Origin of the sequence: Kurthia huakuii LAM0618 (genome assembly GCF_000505545.1) — a bacterium.
Lineage (GTDB): Bacteria > Bacillota > Bacilli > Bacillales_A > Planococcaceae > Kurthia > Kurthia huakuii.
Genome location: NZ_AYTB01000008.1, coordinates 723,557 through 741,518, shown reverse-complemented (window position 1 = coordinate 741,518; position 17,962 = coordinate 723,557). Strand labels below are relative to the sequence as shown.

The following is a 17,962-nucleotide window of genomic DNA, read 5'->3' as shown; positions in this document are numbered from 1 at the left end:
TGCGAGAAGAATGGACTTCTGACGCACCTTTTTTTAATTAGTTTAAATTCCTGTTAAAGCAGATTTTTTGTTATATAATATGTACTTAGCAAAAGACATATGTTTTTGTTAGAAGGAAGGAATTGACACAATGATTTATCTTGATCACAGTGCAACAACAAAGCCAAACGCTGATGTTATGAAAGCATTTGTACAAGCAAATGAACGCTATTATGCCAATCCTGCATCACTTCATGAAATGGGCGTTGATGTAAATCATTTACTGAATCGTTCTCGTGAGCAAGTAGCAGGACTTATTCATACAGAACCCGAGCATGTTGTTTTCACATCAGGTGGCTCGGAATCAAATAATTTCTTAATTAAAGGAATTGCGCGTGCTAATACACACCGCGGCAAACATATACTTGTTTCAAGTATCGAGCATGCATCTGTTTTAGAAACAGCTCGTGCGCTAGAAAAAGAGGGATTTCATGTTGACTACATCCATGTAGACAAACAGGGTGTTATTGATTTAGACGACTTAAAAGAGAAGCTGATGAAAGATACAGTAATCGTAAGTATTATGCATGTGAATAATGAAATGGGTGCTATTCAGCCAATTGAAGAAATCGCAAAAATTGTCCGTGAACGTAGCCGTGCATTTTATCATGTAGATGCTGTACAAAGTTTTGGAAAATTACCGATTCATTTTAATGATGAGTTAGGTCCAGATGCCTTATCAATTTCTGGGCATAAAATTAATGGTTTAAAGGGTACTGGTATTGCAGCATTGCGCAAGCGTACAACGATTGAGCCGATTATCCATGGTGGTGGCCAAGAAATGGGCTTGCGTAGCGGTACGGTAGCTGTACCACAAGACGTCGCAATCGCAAAAGCAGCGCGTTTAGCCGAGCAACATCGCACAGTGAATGTGCAGCGCTATACAAAGTGGCGCAATGACATCCATGCCTTTTTAGAGCGCATGGACGATGTTTATGTGTTGTCGTCAAATAACGGGGCGCCGCATATTGTATCGTGCTCAATTCGCGGTATTAAAGGCGAAGTCATTGTAAATGCGATGCAACGTCAAGGTGTAATTGTTTCAACATCGAGCGCTTGTCATTCGAAAGATACTCAGATTAGTCATGTTGTACAAGCGGTCGGTGTTCCAGATGAATTTGCGCGTGGCGTCATTCGTATGAGCTTTGGTGAAGGTGTAACAGATGGAGATATTGAACAATTTAAAGAGGCATTTTCAAATGTTGTGAAACAAGTAAGAGGAGAGATTAAAACCCATGAAATGGCATGAGATTTTAGTACGTTACGGTGAAATTACGACGAAAGGGCGTAACCGTAATCAATTTATTAATCGCCTACGCGATAATTTAAAAAGTACATTTAAAGATTTAGAGGGCATGAAACTTCGTTTAGAACGTGACCGTATGTACATTAGCAGTCCGTCTGATGATGAGATGAATGCATTGATTGAACGTTTACCCGATGTTTTTGGTATTCAATCATTTAGCCCGGTGGCAGAATGTGCAACAGATTTAGAAGCAATGAAAGCACTTGGGAAAGAAATCGTTTCAGGTTTAGATTATGAAGGTAAGTCATTCAAAGTAAATGTAAAACGTTCGTACAAAAAATTCGAATTAGAAACATATGAATTAAATCGTGTCATTGCTAGCCATGTGTTAACGGAATTGCCAGGAATGACAGTTGAAATGAAAAATCCAGACATTGAATTGCGCGTAGAAGTGCGCGAAGATGCGACGTATATGATGGTTGATGTCATTGCTGGTTCTGCTGGTTTACCAGTAGGTTCAAATGGCAAAGCATTGTTATTATTATCAGGAGGTATCGATAGCCCGGTCGCTGCATACTTAATGATGAAACGTGGCGTAACCGTTGAAGCAATTCATTTCTTTAGCCCTCCGTTCACAAGTGATCAATCGCTTGGTAAAGTAAAAGAACTATGCCAAATCGTTAGTAAGTTTAGCGGTAAAATTCGTTTGCATGTTATCCCATTTACGGAAATTCAACAAACGATTCAGCAAGCAGTTCCTAAAAATGTATCGATGACAACCACTCGTCGTTTAATGATGCAAGTAGCGGACCTTGTGCGTGAAGAAACGAAATGTAAGGCGCTTGTTACAGGCGAGAATTTAGGACAAGTAGCTTCTCAAACATTAGACAGTTTAGCTGCAATCAATGCCGTGACAACGACGCCAATTTTACGCCCGTTAATTACGTACGATAAGTTAGAAATCATTGATATTGCACAAAAAATTGGCACTTATGAAACGTCTATTATTCCATTTGAAGATTGCTGTACAGTGTTTACACCAGCGAATCCAAAAACAAAACCGCGCGTTGATAAAATGGAATACTACGAAAGCTTTACAGACTTTGATGAAATGATCGCAAAAGCTGTGCGCAATCGAGAAGTCCACGTTTTCCCTAAGAAAGAAGTTGTAAGCGATTTTGACGATTTATTATAAAAGTAAAACTTTTTTCGGAATCCATAAAATTTATTTTATGGATTTTTTGTGTTTTAAACAGAAAAATATTCCTTTTTCGAGAAAATAGATGTAAAATAGAATTGTATAAAAATTCCAACGATTTTTATATGACAAATGTTAGTACAAGGTACTAATGTTTAGTGTTAGTATGTGGTTAATTGATAAACGAATCGAGTTATTATTTAGGGGGAGTTCATATGGAACAAAAAGATCTTATCGCACCACAACGCTATAATTTAGCGGAGGAAATTCGTCGATTTGCAACTGGGGAAAACCGTACAGCACTAATTTACGAAGATGAAGCGGGTAACAAAAATCAAATTTCATATGACGATTTGATGAAACGTGCAAATAAAGTATCGCACGCATTACAAGCACAAGGGTTACAAAAGGGTGACGTCATGCTTGTTATGGTACCACGTCTTATTCAGGCATACACAATTTACTTAGCAGCTATTCAAGTAGGTATTATTGTGATTCCAAGCTCAGAAATGTTACGTGCAAAAGACATTGATTATCGAATTACACATAGCCGCGCAAAAGCAGTTGTCGCATATGCGCCGCTTGTTGATGAATTTGAACATGCTGCACACGTAGAAGGTGTTAAAAAATTCACGATTGGCGAAGCCGATGGTTGGATGAATCTTTCAACGATTGCTGATAATTTTAGTGAAACATTTGACGTGGTTGAAACGAATAGCAACGACACCGTATTCTTGTCATACACAAGCGGAACAACTGGAAACCCTAAAGCAGCTGTTCATACGCATTCATGGGCTTATGCTCATTTACGAACTGCATCGCGTGCATGGCTAGGAGCAGAAGAAGGTCGCATTGTTTGGGCAACGGCGAGTCCGGGTTGGCAAAAGTGGATTTGGAGTCCGTTTTTATCTGTGCTCGGTACAGGAGCGATTGGTTTTATTTACAATGGACATTTTGAAGCGCATAAATACTTACAGCTGTTACAAGATTATAAGGTGGAAGCATTGTGCTGCACGCCTACAGAATATCGTATTATGTCAAAAATTGAGAATCTACATGATTATGATTTAAGCAATTTAAAAAGTGCCGTATCTGCAGGGGAACCGTTAAATGTTGAAGTAGTCGATACATTTAAGCGCGAATTTAATATTCTTGTGCGCGATGGCTATGGCCAAACAGAAAATACGTTACTTGTTGGTACAATGCTTGGAATGGAGCCGCGCCCAGGTTCAATGGGACGCCCAACGCCAGGAAATATTGTCGAAATTATTAATGAAGATGGCGAACCTTGCTTACCGGGTGTTGTTGGGAATATTGCAGTGCATAAAACGACGCCAGCTTTATTCAAAGAATATTTTGAAGACCCAGAGCGTACGGCACAACAATATATTGGCGAATACTATATTACAGGCGACCGTGCACGTAAAGACGATGATGGTTATTTTTGGTTTGAAGGGCGCCGCGATGACATTATCATTAGTTCCGGCTATACAATTGGGCCATTCGAAGTCGAAGATGCACTTGTGAAACACCCTGCAATTGCAGAGTGCGCTGTTGTCGCAAGTCCGCATGAGTTACGTGGGTCGATTGTAAAAGCATTTGTGGTGTTAAAAGATGCAAGTCGTCGGGAAGATCCAGCGTTTATTAAAGAATTACAAAGCTTCGTTAAAGAGCATACAGCACCATATAAATATCCTCGCGCCATTGAATTTATTGAGGAGCTGCCAAAAACAGCTTCAGGAAAAATTCGTCGTATTGAATTGCGCGAAGCGGAATATCAAAAATAAATCGCATGCTTAGAAAGCAGGTTCGTGTTCTCTCACACATGGACCTGCTTTTTGCTATTTACTTTTGTGAAATAATCTCTCTATAATGAATGCATTAATTCAAAAAGGAGATGCAATAATGCAGTATGACAAACAAGGGATGATTGCAGCGTTTATTGCGTATGTACTGTGGGGGTTATTTCCACTGTATTGGAAAGCGCTAACGCATGTAGACAGCACAGAAATTTTAGCAAGTCGAGTTATTTGGAGTTTTATGCTCACGTTATTATTTGTTTTTGTTTTACGAAAAGGGCATCAACTTGTACGTGATGTCAAAGAATTATGGCAACATCAAAAAACGTTTTGGACGCTAGCCGTCGCTGCATATTTAGTGACGTTCAATTGGTTTTTATACATTTGGGCAGTCAATAACAATCATATTTTAGAAACGAGTCTTGGATACTATTTAAATCCAATTATATCAATTTTACTAGGCATTATCTTTTTAAAAGAACGTCTTGCAAAGGCGCAAATTTTAGGCGTTGTCATTGCGTTAATTGGCGTTGTCATTATGATTGCTAATTACGGTACAATTCCGTATGTAGCATTTGGTTTAGCGCTATCATTTGGTTTTTATGGTTTGCTGAAAAAACGCATTCAATTGGATGCGACACGTGGGTTAGTCATTGAAACAGCATTTGTCGTGCCAGTTGCATTACTATATTATGCGTATTTAGCAAGCGAAGGAAAAATGTCCTTTGGTATGGTAGACTTAAAGACAACTGTTCTCTTAATCGGTGGTGGTGCTGTAACAGCGATTCCGCTTATTTTATTTGCAGTAGGCGCACAAAAAATACCGTTATATCTTGTTGGCTTCATTCAATATGTAGCGCCAACAATGACATTATTATTAGGTGTATTTGTATATGGTGAAACATTTGGCCCGGTGGAAATGATATCATTCGGTTTTATTTGGATTGCACTAATTATTTTCTCGGTATCAACGATTGTAGAGGTACGGAAGCATCATTAATTGAAAGGGGTTTACATTATGAATGCAAAGCGTTGGTGGGCAGTAGGAATCGCGATTTTCTTATTTGTCGCTTCAACAGGTATTACAGCGATGACATCACTTATGTCACAAAATTTTAGCGAGCAAGTAACATCGCTCGTTAGTGATACGACCGATGGAGCATTAGCTGAAACAACAACAACAGCAGGTAATCCAACATCGCGTATTGCGGTATTAACAGTAAATGGCACGATTCAAGATACGGGAGAGTCATCATCATTCTTATCATCTGAAGCGTATAATCATCAAGCATTTTTAAAGCAACTTGAAGCTGTTAAAGAAGATGAAAGCGTAAAAGGGATTATTTTAAGTGTCAACTCTCCCGGTGGTGGCGTTGTAGAATCTAAGCAAATTTATGAGGCAATTAAAGAGATTCAAAAAGACCGTAAAATTCCAGTTTATGCATCGATGGGTTCAATGGCTGCTTCAGGAGGTTATTATATTTCAGCGCCAGCAGATAAAATTTTTGCTGATGAAGAAACGATGACCGGTTCGATTGGTGTCATTATGCAAGGTGTGAATTATTCAAAACTAGCTGAAAAATATGGTATTGAATTTGAAACAATTAAAACGGGTCCTTATAAAGATATTATGAGTGGCTCTCGTGAAATGACGAAGGATGAGCGCAAAATTTTACAAGACATGATTAATGAATCGTATAATCGGTTTTTAAATGTGATTGTTGATGGCCGCGATATGCCAAAAGCAGAAGTTAAAAAATTAGCAGACGGTCGTATTTATAGCGGTTCCCAAGCTAAAAAAGTAGGCTTAGTTGATGAATTAGGCTATGAAGAAGACGCAATCGCTGCAATGAAAAAAGATTATAATTTAAACGGTGCACAAGTGTTTGAATATGATACGACGACTGACTGGACATCGATGTTTGCAACAAAAGCAGGCGCCATTTTCTCTGGTTCTGCAGATGCACAAATTATCGGTAAACTATTAGCAAACTACAATAGTGCACCGCGTATGATGTACTTATATGGTGAAGAGTAGGAGGGCGAATCATGGAGCAAACTTACGATACAACGTATGAAGCAAAAGCGGCCGGTTTTTGGATTCGCCTATGTGCCTATACGGTTGATGTCTTGTTGATTTGGGCTGTATTAAAGCTGTTGATCGTGCACAATTTATTTCGCCTAACAGGACTCGATGACGTAACGGTATGGGTATTTAGTTTAGAAAACATCGTTGCTGGATTAGCATTTTATCTTTATTTTGTTTTGATGACGAAATTACTAGGACAAACATTAGGGAAAATGATTTTTGGTTTGCAAGTTGTAAGCGATTATGGAGCACCATTATCATGGACGACTGTGCTTGTACGCGAATGGTTTGGTCGCTATATTTCAGCAACAATTCAATTGCTGTATGTTATTGTCGCAATCACACCACAGCATAAAGCGATTCATGATTATTTAGCAGATACGCATGTTGTGCAGGAAAATACGTTTGAAGTGGTGAAAAAGCAACAACTTCCACCGCTTCCTGAAGTAAAAGAGTTGCAAGGTGAAGGTCAAGTTTAGTAAAATTGGGATAGATCATTTAGGAGGCGTTGTGAACATGGTACAAGTAACATTTGGTAATAACCCAGTCACTCTAGTTGGACAAGAAGTGAAAGTAGGCGACAAAGCACCTGATTTTAAAGTGCTTGATAATGCGCGTGCAGAAAAAACATTAGCAGCTTACGCAGGTAACAAATTATTAATTAGCGTAGTACCTTCATTAGACACGGGTGTTTGTGACCAACAAACACGCAAATTTAACGAAGCAGCTAGTGAACTAGGAGAAGGTTATAAAGTTTTAACGGTTTCTGTAGACTTACCATTCGCTCAAAAACGTTGGTGCGGTAATGCAGGCGTTGAAAATGTTGAAACATTATCAGATCACTATGCAGTATCATTTGGTGATGCATATGGCGTACACATGAAAGAACACCGCTTACTAGCTCGCTCAATTTTCGTAATTAACGAAGCTAGCGAAGTGACATATGCGGAATATGTATCTGAAGGTACAAACCACCCAGATTACGATAAAGCGCTAGAAGCATTAAAAGCACTTTAATCGCTATTACTGACGTTTTGAATGAGATGTCCTCTTACATTTAGATGAGGACATCTTTTTCACGTTTAAAGGAGAAATTACTTAAATATGGAAAAAATAGAACAATTATTTACGTTTATTGATAGTGCAGCAGGAAGTGTACAAGAGGCTGAAAATGTATCCTATTTAGAAGGTGTATTAGTCGCATTAAATGGCTGGCTTGATGGCGAGCACGTACCAGAAGGCGAATGGGACCGCAATGACATTCGTAAAGGGATTCAGCTAGCTCTATTAAAAGGTATGCGCGAAAGTGCTCAAGTGAATCATCAAATGACACCCGATTCACTTGGGTTGTTAGTAGGTTATTTAGTTGAGCAATTTTTCGAAGAATCATTGATGAAAAAAGAAACCATTACAATGCTAGATCCGGCAGTCGGAACAGGCAATTTATTATTAACTGTCATGAATTTAATTGGGGATCAAATTACAGGTGCTGGTGTAGAGCTTGATGATTTATTAATTCAACTAGCAGCAGCTTCAGCAGATTTACAGCAACAACCTGTGGCGCTATATCATCAAAATACTTTAATGCCATTGTTGATTGATCCGGTTGACGCAGTCGTATGTGATGTACCTGTAGGTTATTATCCAGACGAAGAGTATGCGAATGCTAACTATGCCATTCATGCTGAAGAAGGCATGACGTATGCGCATCATTTATTCATTGAGAAATCCATCAATCAATTGCGTGATGGCGGCTATGCATTTTTCTTAGTACCGAGTACCATTTTTGAATCGGAGCAAGCGCGTCAGTTGTTTACGTATATTAAAACAAATACGTGGATTCAAGCAGTGATACAATTACCAACGACACTGTTTAAAAAAGAACAAATGGCGAAAAGTATTTTTGTCGTACAAAAGAAATCGGACACCGAAAAACCAGTGAAAGATGTTTTGCTAGCGAAAGTACCAAGTTTATCTAATCCACAGGTGTTAGAACAATTTTTTACTCGTGTACGTCAATGGAAAAAAGACGAAGAAAAATAAAAAAAGAGGATGCCATTCCTGGCATCCTCTTTTTTTGTAGCTTTAGGCAAATATTAAGCGTCTAATTCGCTTGGTGTACGAACAACTAATACGTCGCATTTTGCTGAGCGTACGATGTTAGCTGATACAGAACCGATTAGGAAACGTTCTACAGCGTTAAGACCAGTTGCACCACAAATGATTAAATCTGCTTCAGTTTTTTGAGAGATTTCTTTTGTGATCATTGTTTTTGGAGAACCGTATTCGATTACAGCTTCAGCTTTAACACCAGCTTGTTCTGCTTCAGCTTTGTATTCGCTTAATTTTTCTTCAGCAAATTCTTTTGCACGTTCTTGAATTGAACGGTCGTATGCTTCAATTGCAGCAAATGAACGTGTATCAATGATGTTTACTAAATGTAATGTCGCATCATTACGTTTTGCTACCTCAACTGCTTTGTGGAATGCATATTTTGCTTCATCTGAACCATCGACTGCTACTACGATATTGTTATAAGTTGCCATAACTAAATTCCTCCCTAATACGTTATATCCACATTATAACATCTTCTTTTGTAAAAGATAGAACAAAAATTAACAGATATTTGAAGGAATATTGAACTTTTTTTATAAAAATGTTTTTACAACATAGTAAATAGGGAATGTATTAGCATCAATTCAATGATAATATCAATTTAACCATTATATTGAAATAGTTGATTAAAAAGGTTTTTCAAAAAAATCCTACATGTTACAATGGAATAGCTTATCCACTATGGAAGCGTTTACTAAAGAAGTTATTGGAGGCTTGATGCAAATGATTATTGGTGTACCTAAAGAAGTTAAAAACAACGAAAATCGTGTGGCAATGACGCCAGCTGGGGTAGTTCACTTAACAACATTCGGACATGAAATTGTCGTTGAAACGACTGCCGGTGCTGGTTCAGCATTTACAGATGAAGAGTATGTAGCAGCAGGGGCACGTATTGTCGAATCTGCAGCAGAAGCGTGGAATGTTGATATGGTCATGAAAGTAAAAGAGCCTATTGAACAAGAATATGGTTTCTTTAGCGAAGGATTAATTTTATTTACGTATCTACATCTAGCTCCAGAACCTGAGTTAACAAAAGCATTAATTGAAAGTAAAGTAACAGCTATTGCGTATGAAACAGTACAATTAGCAGATGGTTCGTTGCCACTTTTAACACCAATGAGTGAAGTGGCAGGCCGTATGGCGACGCAAATTGGTGCTCAGTATTTAGAAAAAATTCATGGTGGAAAAGGGATTTTATTAAGTGGTGTACCAGGTGTTGAACGTGGGCAAGTAACGATTATTGGCGGTGGTCAAGCTGGCGAAAATGCTGCGAAGATTGCTATTGGTATGGGCGCACAAGTAACCATTTTAGATATTAATCCAGCTCGTTTACGCGAGTTAGATATAATTTTTGGTAGCGCTGTGCAAACATTGATGTCTAATCCATTTAATATTGCACAATCGGTAGCTCAAGCGGATTTAGTTGTTGGTGCGGTATTGATTCCAGGTGCAAAAGCACCTACGCTTGTGTCAGAAGAAATGATTCAAGCAATGACGCCAGGCTCAGTAATCGTCGATATTGCGATTGACCAAGGTGGCATTTTTGCGACAACAGACCGAGTGACAACACATGATGACCCAACGTATGTGAAGCATGGTGTCGTGCATTATGCTGTGGCAAATATGCCAGGTGCTGTACCTCGTACGTCAACAATCGCGTTAACGAATGATACGATTCCATATGCAGTACAAATTGCGAATAAAGGATATGAACAGGCATTGCTTGATAATGAAGCTTTAAAAAAAGGCTTAAACGTAGCGAATGGTTATGTAACATTCGAAGCGGTTGCAGAAGCGCTTGGCTATGACTACATTTCAGCAGATGTTGTGTTAAATCATTAACATAAAAAGGAGGAATTGCGCCAAACGCGATTCCTCCTCTTTTTATGCAGTTTAAATTATTTTGGTTCGATGATTTGTAATTCTTTTGGGAATGAAGTTAAAACATCAACCCCATCTGCAGTTACATAGACATCATCTTCAATACGAACGCCAGCTGCATCACCTTTGTAAATACCAGGTTCGATTGTAAATACCATACCTTCTACAACTTCTTTTTCGTTGGCGCCATGCATAGATGGTTCTTCATGTACGCTAATACCTAAACCATGGCCCATACGGTGCGTGTAATATTCGCCGTAACCAGCATTTTCAATAACATCGCGAGACGTTTTATCTAAGTCCATTGCGCGAACACCTGGTTTAACGGCATTGATTGCGGCTTCGTTTGATGCACGAACCGCTTCATAAATTGCGCGTTGCTCATCGTTACGTGGCTCACCAAATGCGACTGTACGTGTAATATCTGAGCAGTAACCTTCATAGATAACACCTAAATCAAATAACACTAAATCGCCTTTTTGAATTTTTGTATTGCCTGGTGTGCCATGTGGAGATGCTGCATTAAGACCTGTTAAGACCATTGTGTCAAACGACATGTAGTAACCTTTTTTCAAGATAGCCGCTTCAATTGCAGATAAAACTTCGATTTCTGTTTTACCTTCTGCTAATTCGTCGCAACCGACTTGAATGGCATAGTCTGCTAATTTAGCAGCTTCACGCATTTTTTGAAGTTCATCTTCAGATTTAACAAGACGCATAGCGGCGATTTTAGTATCTAATCCGCTAATTGCTACGCCAGAAAAAATACCTTCTAATAATTCTAAACGTTCTACAGTTACGTGTGATTTCTCAATTGCTAAAGTTTGAACAGTCGCGTATTGCGCTGTTGTATTTTTTAAAATTTCCCACGCATTTTCTTTATCGTCATGACCAACGGCTTTAAAAGCCCAGCCAGCTGCTAATGCGTCAGGTACTTCCATTTTAGGGCAAATCATAAATGGATCTGCATCTTTAAAGACCATGATCCCTAATAAACGTTCGTGTGGATCGCTTTTAAATCCTGATAAATAAAATACGTTGTCAGGTGTTGTGATGAATGCTGCATCGATATTTTGTTCTTTTAAATAAGTTTGAATCATTTCTACTTTAGTAGCCAATGAAAAACCCTCCTTACGAAAATTGAGTTGTTCTCACACATAATGGGTATAAAGTAAAAGGACCGTTTTGTTCAGACCTTTTATGTTATATACAAAATGCTCACTATACAGTGTATCAAAAAAAAGGAACAATGGATAACGACAACGAATTAAATATAGTAATGATGCTATTAAAAAAAGTTGTAGGAGGAGAAAAAATGAAAGTAACTTATCATGGACATTCCGTTGTGAAAATTGAGACAGCCGGCAAAACGATTTTAATTGACCCATTTATTAATGGGAATGGGTTAACAGACTTACAAGTGGCAGACCAAAAACCGGATGTCATTATTTTATCGCATGGCCATAATGATCATGTAGGCGATACTGTAGAGATTGCGAAGGCGAATGATTCACTCATTATTGCGGCCGATGAATTGTGCACATTTTTGTCATGGCAAGGATTAAAAACCCATCCGCTACATATCGGCGGCTCTGCACAATTTGATTTTGGAAAAGTAAAACTAACACAGGCATTTCATGGCTCATCGTATACAACGGCAGACAATCAAATTGTCTACACAGGAATGCCAGCAGGTATTTTATTAATTATCGAAGGAACAACGATTTATCATGCGGGAGATACGGCTTTATTTAGCGATATGAAGTTAATTGGCGAACGTCATCCAATCGATGTTGCTTTTTTACCAATTGGCGATAACTTTACAATGGGTCCTGAAGATGCAGCAACAGCGGTAGAGTTTTTAAAGCCAAAAACAGTTGTACCGATTCATTACAACACATTCCCGTATATTAAACAGAATCCTCAAGATTTTGTGGACTTAGTTCATTCCGCAGAAGTGAAAGTGCTTTCAGCTGGAGATGAAGTTGAACTATAACAGAAAATCAGCGGAATTACAGCTTTTTCGGCGCCAAAACTACATGAACACTATGAAGTTATGGTACACTGAAAGGTAGAAAGACGTTGGAAATTAGGTGATTTTTTTGGTTACAAAACATGAGAAAATTATTCAGTACATCGAATCTCTACCAGTAGGCGACAAGATTTCGGTACGCCAAATTGCAAAAGATATGGCTGTGAGTGAAGGAACAGCATATCGCGCGATTAAAGAGGCAGAAAATAGAAGACTTGTTAGTACGATTGAACGTGTAGGAACGATTCGTATTGAAAAGAAGAAAAAAGAAAACATTGAACGTTTGACGATGGCAGAAATCGTTAACATCGTTGATGGACAAGTGCTTGGTGGTAAGAGTGGGCTACACAAAACATTAACGAAATTTGTTATTGGTGCCATGAAAATGGATGATATGATGCGCTATACGGACGCCGGTAGCTTATTGATTGTCGGAAACCGTAGCGATACGCATGAAGCAGCACTGAAGGCTGGAGCAGCTGTATTAATTACAGGAGGCTTTGATGCATCTGAAAGTACGAAATTATTAGCGGATGAGTTAGAGTTACCGATTATTTCGTCAAGCTATGATACGTTTACCGTAGCGACGATGATTAACCGTGCAATTTATGACCAATTAATTAAAAAAGAAATTTTATTAATTGAAGATATTGTCGTGCCCATTCAAGATACATCTTATTTAAAAGTTAATGCGACGGTTGAAGATTTTAATGAATTAAATTCGAAAACGACGCATGGCGGATATCCTGTTGTTGATAAACATCAAAAAATTGTTGGGATTGTGACATCAAAAGACGTGATTGGCAAGCAGGAGAATGAATCAATTGACCGTTTAATGACGCGTAACCCTATTACGGTGACAATGAAAACAAGTGTTGCAACAGCTGGGCACCGCATGATTTGGGAAGGCATTGATTTATTACCAGTTGCAGATGAGCATGGCGTGTTACAAGGTGTTGTTAGTCGTCAAGATGTCTTGAAAGCGCTACAAATGGCGCAACGTCAACCGCAACATGGTGAGACAATTGATGATTTAGTGAAAAATGAAATCCAAATGTCCGACGATTTCATGGATACGGTCGTTGATTTTACGGTGACGCCACAAATGACGAATCAGTTTGGCGCCATTTCAAATGGGGCCTTTACAACGTTATTAGTTGAAGCAGGAGCGCAAGCGTTGAAAAAAACGAAGCGTGGTGAAAGTATCGTTGAAAATATGACGATTTACTTTATGAAGCCTGTTCAAATGGAAAAACAAGTGCGTGTTGTGCCTCGTATTTTAAACTTGAGCCGTAAAGTTGTAAAAATGGACTTTGAAGCATTTTCAGATGATGTACTCGTAGCGAAAGCAATGATTACGTTCCAATTATTAGAGCGATAAATAATAAGAAAAGTAGGCAATTTCGATTTTATCGAGGTTGCCTACTTTTTAATAACAACAATTTCCTTTAAAATAAAAGGAAATGAGTGTTTAGGAGATGACTTTATATGAAGCAAGAGATTATTAGAAAAATTGAACAGTATGATACGATTATTGTTCACCGTCATGTACGCCCGGATGAGGACGCCTACGGTTCACAGCTTGGTCTAGCATCATTATTACGTACAAACTATCCACATAAAGAAATTTATACAACAGGCTTACATAGCGCACCGCTTGATTATTTAGGTAAACCTACAGGCGTAGAGGATGTGACGTATGAAGGTGCATTAGTAATTGTTACGGATACGGCCAATACCGATCGCGTGGATGATAAGCGCTATACGACAGGAGCCTACTTGATTAAAATTGATCACCATCCAAATGATGATCAATACGGCGATATGCGCTGGGTCAATACAGCAGCAAGTTCTTGTTCGGAAATGATTTTTGATTTAGCAAAAACAGCATCTTGGACGTTAACAGCAGAATCAGCACGTTATTTATTTGCAGGGATTGTTGGAGATACAGGTCGTTTCCAATATCCAAGTACAACAGAAGTAACATTTGGTACCGTAGCAGAATTAATCGAATACGATTTTGACCGTTCGACATTGTTTAATGGCATGTATGAAGTATCATGTAATGTTTTACAACTGCAAGGCTATATTTATCAAAATTTCTCAATGAACAAAAATGGTGCAGGCTACATTAAATTAACAAAGGACGTATTAAAGCAATTTGACGTGACAGTTGAGGAAACGAATAATCTTGTGCCATCATTGGGGAATGCAAAAGGGATTGTAGCATGGGCTATGTTCGTCGAAGAAGAAGACCAAATCCGCGTACGTTTACGCTCAAAAGGACCGGTCATTAACACGATTGCCAAGCAGTTCCGGGGTGGCGGTCATCCAGTTGCGGCGGGTGCGACGATTTATGATTGGGCGGAAGCGGCTGATGTAATTCAAGCAATTGAAGCAGTATGTGAGTAGTAGTAAAAGAAAAGAGGTTGATACGATGAATGTCGTCTATACACAAATAGTTACGGCTGCAGATATGTTACAAAGTACGATTCGTATCGATGAATTGACACAAAAAATGACACAGCAACATGTTCAATTGGCAGCAATCACCAATTCAAAGCTTTATGGTGTGCTGCCTTTTTGGCATGCGTTAAAAAAAGCAGGTCTGTCACCTATATTAGGTTTAACGCTCCATGTAACAGTGTCACATCATAGAAGGCAACTCATTGTCTATGCGAAAGACGTACAAGGGTATGCGCAGTTATTAAAGTTATCATCTGCTAGTTCATTGCGTGAGCATGGTGATATTCCATTAAAATGGTTAGAGGGGTATCAAGCAGGATTGAAGGCTATGATTCCATTATGTGATGGAACGTGGCTAGGGGACCCAAAAGAAGACCTTGCTACATTAAAAGCGCTATGGTTAGAAGATTGTATAGCAGGTATCGCACGACCAGGTGGTGTCTCATCACCGGAAGAAAGTTATTACGAAGAATTGTGTAGCAATTTGAATTTACCAATTGGAGCAACACATTGTAGTACATTCATGGAACCGGAAGATGTCGTAGCTTTCGATATTGCTCAGGCGATTGACAGCGGGCAAAAATTGGCTGAACGACAAGAACTAGCGCCAGCGGTAAAGCATCAGTATGTTCCAACTGCTGAACAACTAAAAACATGGTTTATGGACCGCCCGATTTGGCAACAACAAATGTATGATTTTTTAGCGTCATGTGAGCCAGAATTACCTGCAGTAACATTTCATATGCCAAAATTTCCGGTGGCCGCAAATGAAACAGCTGAACAGAGATTGCGAATACAATGCGAGAAAGGGTTAGAACAACGCTTTGGAAAGCTTGAACATGCGTATGAAGAACGCTTAAACTATGAACTTTCTATTATTAATAAAATGGGTTATGCGGATTATTTTTTAATTGTGGCCGATTATATTGACTATGCTAGAAAGCGTAATATTTTAACCGGACCAGGGCGTGGCTCTTCTGCTAGTTCACTTGTTGCGTATGCGATGCGGATTACTGATATAGACCCGCTCGCGTATGGCTTATTATTCGAACGATTTTTAAATCCAGAACGTGTTACGTTGCCAGATATTGATGTCGATTTTGCGGACCACCGTCGACAAGAAGTAATTCAATATGTTGCTGAAAAGTATGGCGCAAACTATGTCTCGCAAATTATTACGTTTGGGACGCTGTCTGCCAAAGCGGTTTTGCGCGATGTTGGTCGAATGTTTGGCTTAACGATGGAAGAGTTAACAGAATTATCGTCACTTGTACCATCAAAACCGGGCGCCACATTGCAAGATGCATTAGCGCAAGGTGGTCTTACGGCGTGGCGTACGCGTAGTTCAAAGCATGACGAAATTGTCGCGGTTGCGCTGCGATTAGAAGGCTTACCAAGAAATGCTTCTACGCATGCGGCTGGTGTTGTGTTATCACCAGAGCCGCTAGTTGACATTGTGCCAATTGAAAAAGGTCATGAAGGTTTGTATTTAACGCAATGGCCGATGCAAGAAGTAGAACAAGTTGGCTTATTAAAAATGGATTTTTTAGGCTTGCGCAATTTAACGACATTAGAAATGATTCGCAATATGATTTTTGCGGATATCGGTAAAACATTAAAGTTTGAAAAAATACCATTTCATGATGCGAAAACGTTCGACTTATTACGCCGAGGGGATACATTAGGCGTATTCCAACTAGAGTCAGCTGGTATGCGTGAGGCGTTGCGCGAGATTGCACCAACGCAATTTACTGATATTATTGCGATTAATGCCCTGTATCGTCCGGGTCCAATGGAATTTATTTCAGTGTATGCACGACGAAAACATGGCTTGGAAACGGTCGACATGCCGCATGAAGTGCTACGCCCAATTTTAGCCGAAACATACGGCGTTATTGTTTATCAAGAGCAAATTTTGCAAATTGCGAGTCGCTTTGCCGGCTTTACAATGGGCGAGGCCGATCTATTGCGTCGTGCTGTCAGCAAGAAAAAACGTGCTACACTCGACCAAGAACGCACACACTTTGTAGCTGGTGCGTTAAAACAAGGGTTTGATGAGCGTGTTGCTAACGATGTTTATGATTTGATTGTTCGTTTTGCGGACTATGGTTTCCCGAAATCACACTCTGCTGCATATAGTGTAATCACGTATCAGATGGCGTACTTAAAGGCGAACTTTGCTCCGTATTTTTATGCTGCTTTATTGTCATCTGTGCTCGGAGATAAAGAGAAAACAGCTGCCTTTATGCAAGAGATGAAAGCGCAAGAAATTGAACTGTTACCACCTTCGATTACGAAGAGTAGTAAAGGATTTCGCGTTGAACATGGTGCTGTTCGCTATGCGCTTGGTATGATTCGCGGCGTGCCGAATACCTTCTTAGAAGAGTTGAAGCATTTGCAAAAAAATGGTCATGCTACATGGAAAAACTTGTATGAGATGGCTGCGGATTTTCCTGCGAAGCAATTTAAAGAAAACGCTTTAGAGCCATTAATTAAGGCAGGGGCATTAGATGAGTTTGCGAAAGATCGCGCTGTGCTGCTTGCTTCAATAAAAGGGGCTATCGCGCAAGCAACGTTACAATCGGATTTAGCAGGTGAAGGCGATGATTTTCAAGATGTCGCGCTATTTGGGACGCCAAAATATGCTAAAGTAGAGCCGATGACTGACAAAGAAAAGCTGACATATGAGAAAGAAGTGCTCGGTTTTTATTTATCACCACATCCTATTATGGAGTTAAAGAAACAGCTGGCAATTGATAGTGTAACGACGAAAGAGATTGAACAAACGCGCGCAGAATCTCATGTTCAGCTTGTAGCATTTATCCAAAGTAAAAAACAAATTCGCACAAAAAAAGGAGAACCAATGGCCTTTTTACAATTAGAAGATGAAGAAGGTAGTATTTCTTCAACGTTGTTCCCACGCGATTATGCGGCAGTAATGTCATGGCTTGATGAGGAGATGAGCGTGATTGTACGTGGGAAAATTGAGCAACGTAATGGAAAGAATCAGCTCATCATTAAACAAATTGAGCGTATTTTAGAAAGTTAAACTAATAGCAGGTACTAAAAACTGTGCGAATAGCACAGTTTTTTCTTT

General features: G+C 39.2%; 15 protein-coding genes. 13 read left to right on the top strand and 2 right to left on the bottom strand.

Annotated elements, in window-relative coordinates:
- Positions 1-130 precede the first annotated feature (130 nt).
- The 8 genes from V514_RS0108030 to V514_RS0107995 all read left to right on the top strand — a co-directional run bounded on the left by V514_RS0108030 (position 131) and on the right by V514_RS0107995 (position 8,414).
- A complete protein-coding gene (locus V514_RS0108030; protein WP_029499466.1) occupies positions 131-1,288 on the top strand; it encodes a cysteine desulfurase family protein in 1,158 nt (385 codons plus the stop codon).
- Positions 1,275-2,480 carry a tRNA uracil 4-sulfurtransferase ThiI gene (gene thiI / locus V514_RS0108025; RefSeq protein WP_029499465.1) on the top strand — a complete coding sequence of 402 codons (1,206 nt, stop codon included), beginning with the start codon at positions 1,275-1,277 and terminating at the stop codon, positions 2,478-2,480. The genes V514_RS0108030 and thiI overlap by 14 nt, the downstream gene beginning before the upstream one ends.
- Positions 2,481-2,698: 218 nt before the next feature.
- A complete protein-coding gene (gene mbcS / locus V514_RS0108020; protein WP_029499464.1) occupies positions 2,699-4,270 on the top strand; it encodes an acyl-CoA synthetase MbcS in 1,572 nt (523 codons plus the stop codon).
- Between the two features lie 118 nt (positions 4,271-4,388).
- Complete coding sequence (gene rarD / locus V514_RS18910; RefSeq protein WP_035944369.1) at positions 4,389-5,282, top strand: EamA family transporter RarD; 894 nt, start codon at positions 4,389-4,391, stop codon at positions 5,280-5,282.
- 18 nt (positions 5,283-5,300) lie between these two features.
- The gene (gene sppA / locus V514_RS0108010; protein ID WP_029499536.1) at positions 5,301-6,320 is read left to right on the top strand and encodes a signal peptide peptidase SppA; all 1,020 of its coding nucleotides are present in this window, start codon (positions 5,301-5,303) and stop codon (positions 6,318-6,320) included.
- An 11-nt stretch (positions 6,321-6,331) separates the two neighbouring features.
- Positions 6,332-6,850, top strand: coding sequence for an RDD family protein (locus tag V514_RS0108005; protein WP_029499463.1), 519 nt, complete (start codon positions 6,332-6,334; stop codon positions 6,848-6,850).
- Positions 6,851-6,887: 37 nt separating this feature from the next.
- Positions 6,888-7,388, top strand: a complete 501-nt coding sequence (gene tpx, locus V514_RS0108000; RefSeq protein ID WP_029499462.1) for a thiol peroxidase — start codon at positions 6,888-6,890, stop codon at positions 7,386-7,388.
- An 87-nt stretch (positions 7,389-7,475) separates the two neighbouring features.
- On the top strand, positions 7,476-8,414 hold the full coding sequence (locus tag V514_RS0107995) for a class I SAM-dependent methyltransferase (RefSeq protein WP_029499461.1): 939 nt from the start codon (positions 7,476-7,478) through the stop codon (positions 8,412-8,414).
- Positions 8,415-8,467: 53 nt separating this feature from the next.
- On the opposite strand, the gene V514_RS0107990 is transcribed toward V514_RS0107995, so the two are convergent.
- Complete coding sequence (locus tag V514_RS0107990; RefSeq protein ID WP_029499460.1) at positions 8,468-8,917, bottom strand: universal stress protein; 450 nt, start codon at positions 8,915-8,917, stop codon at positions 8,468-8,470.
- A gap of 292 nt (positions 8,918-9,209) precedes the next feature.
- On the opposite strand from V514_RS0107990, the gene ald reads away from it, so the two are divergent.
- Positions 9,210-10,328, top strand: coding sequence for an alanine dehydrogenase (ald, locus tag V514_RS0107985; protein WP_029499459.1), 1,119 nt, complete (start codon positions 9,210-9,212; stop codon positions 10,326-10,328).
- Between the two features lie 56 nt (positions 10,329-10,384).
- Here ald and V514_RS0107980 read toward each other — a convergent pair whose 3' ends face one another.
- Positions 10,385-11,467 (bottom strand): M24 family metallopeptidase, encoded by a 1,083-nt coding sequence (locus tag V514_RS0107980; protein ID WP_035944502.1) that lies wholly within the window; start codon positions 11,465-11,467, stop codon positions 10,385-10,387.
- Between the two features lie 215 nt (positions 11,468-11,682).
- Between V514_RS0107980 and V514_RS0107975 the strand changes: the two genes are divergently transcribed.
- The 4 genes from V514_RS0107975 to dnaE all read left to right on the top strand — a co-directional run bounded on the left by V514_RS0107975 (position 11,683) and on the right by dnaE (position 17,914).
- Complete coding sequence (locus V514_RS0107975) at positions 11,683-12,363, top strand: metal-dependent hydrolase (protein WP_029499457.1); 681 nt, start codon at positions 11,683-11,685, stop codon at positions 12,361-12,363.
- 106 nt (positions 12,364-12,469) lie between these two features.
- Positions 12,470-13,780 carry a DRTGG domain-containing protein gene (locus V514_RS0107970; protein WP_029499456.1) on the top strand — a complete coding sequence of 437 codons (1,311 nt, stop codon included), beginning with the start codon at positions 12,470-12,472 and terminating at the stop codon, positions 13,778-13,780.
- A gap of 107 nt (positions 13,781-13,887) precedes the next feature.
- Positions 13,888-14,811, top strand: coding sequence for a DHH family phosphoesterase (locus V514_RS0107965; protein WP_029499455.1), 924 nt, complete (start codon positions 13,888-13,890; stop codon positions 14,809-14,811).
- A 25-nt stretch (positions 14,812-14,836) separates the two neighbouring features.
- Positions 14,837-17,914 (top strand): DNA polymerase III subunit alpha, encoded by a 3,078-nt coding sequence (dnaE, locus tag V514_RS0107960; protein ID WP_029499453.1) that lies wholly within the window; start codon positions 14,837-14,839, stop codon positions 17,912-17,914.
- The last annotated feature ends 48 nt before the right edge of the window (positions 17,915-17,962 follow it).

Coding starts and splice junctions, on each gene's coding strand:
- V514_RS0108030 (WP_029499466.1), top strand. CDS start 131: ATGATTTATCTTGATCACAGTGCAACAACAAAGCCAAACGCTGATGTT.
- thiI (WP_029499465.1), top strand. CDS start 1,275: ATGAAATGGCATGAGATTTTAGTACGTTACGGTGAAATTACGACGAAA.
- mbcS (WP_029499464.1), top strand. CDS start 2,699: ATGGAACAAAAAGATCTTATCGCACCACAACGCTATAATTTAGCGGAG.
- rarD (WP_035944369.1), top strand. CDS start 4,389: ATGCAGTATGACAAACAAGGGATGATTGCAGCGTTTATTGCGTATGTA.
- sppA (WP_029499536.1), top strand. CDS start 5,301: ATGAATGCAAAGCGTTGGTGGGCAGTAGGAATCGCGATTTTCTTATTT.
- V514_RS0108005 (WP_029499463.1), top strand. CDS start 6,332: ATGGAGCAAACTTACGATACAACGTATGAAGCAAAAGCGGCCGGTTTT.
- tpx (WP_029499462.1), top strand. CDS start 6,888: ATGGTACAAGTAACATTTGGTAATAACCCAGTCACTCTAGTTGGACAA.
- V514_RS0107995 (WP_029499461.1), top strand. CDS start 7,476: ATGGAAAAAATAGAACAATTATTTACGTTTATTGATAGTGCAGCAGGA.
- V514_RS0107990 (WP_029499460.1), bottom strand. CDS start 8,917: ATGGCAACTTATAACAATATCGTAGTAGCAGTCGATGGTTCAGATGAA.
- ald (WP_029499459.1), top strand. CDS start 9,210: ATGATTATTGGTGTACCTAAAGAAGTTAAAAACAACGAAAATCGTGTG.
- V514_RS0107980 (WP_035944502.1), bottom strand. CDS start 11,467: ATGATTCAAACTTATTTAAAAGAACAAAATATCGATGCAGCATTCATC.
- V514_RS0107975 (WP_029499457.1), top strand. CDS start 11,683: ATGAAAGTAACTTATCATGGACATTCCGTTGTGAAAATTGAGACAGCC.
- V514_RS0107965 (WP_029499455.1), top strand. CDS start 13,888: ATGAAGCAAGAGATTATTAGAAAAATTGAACAGTATGATACGATTATT.
- dnaE (WP_029499453.1), top strand. CDS start 14,837: ATGAATGTCGTCTATACACAAATAGTTACGGCTGCAGATATGTTACAA.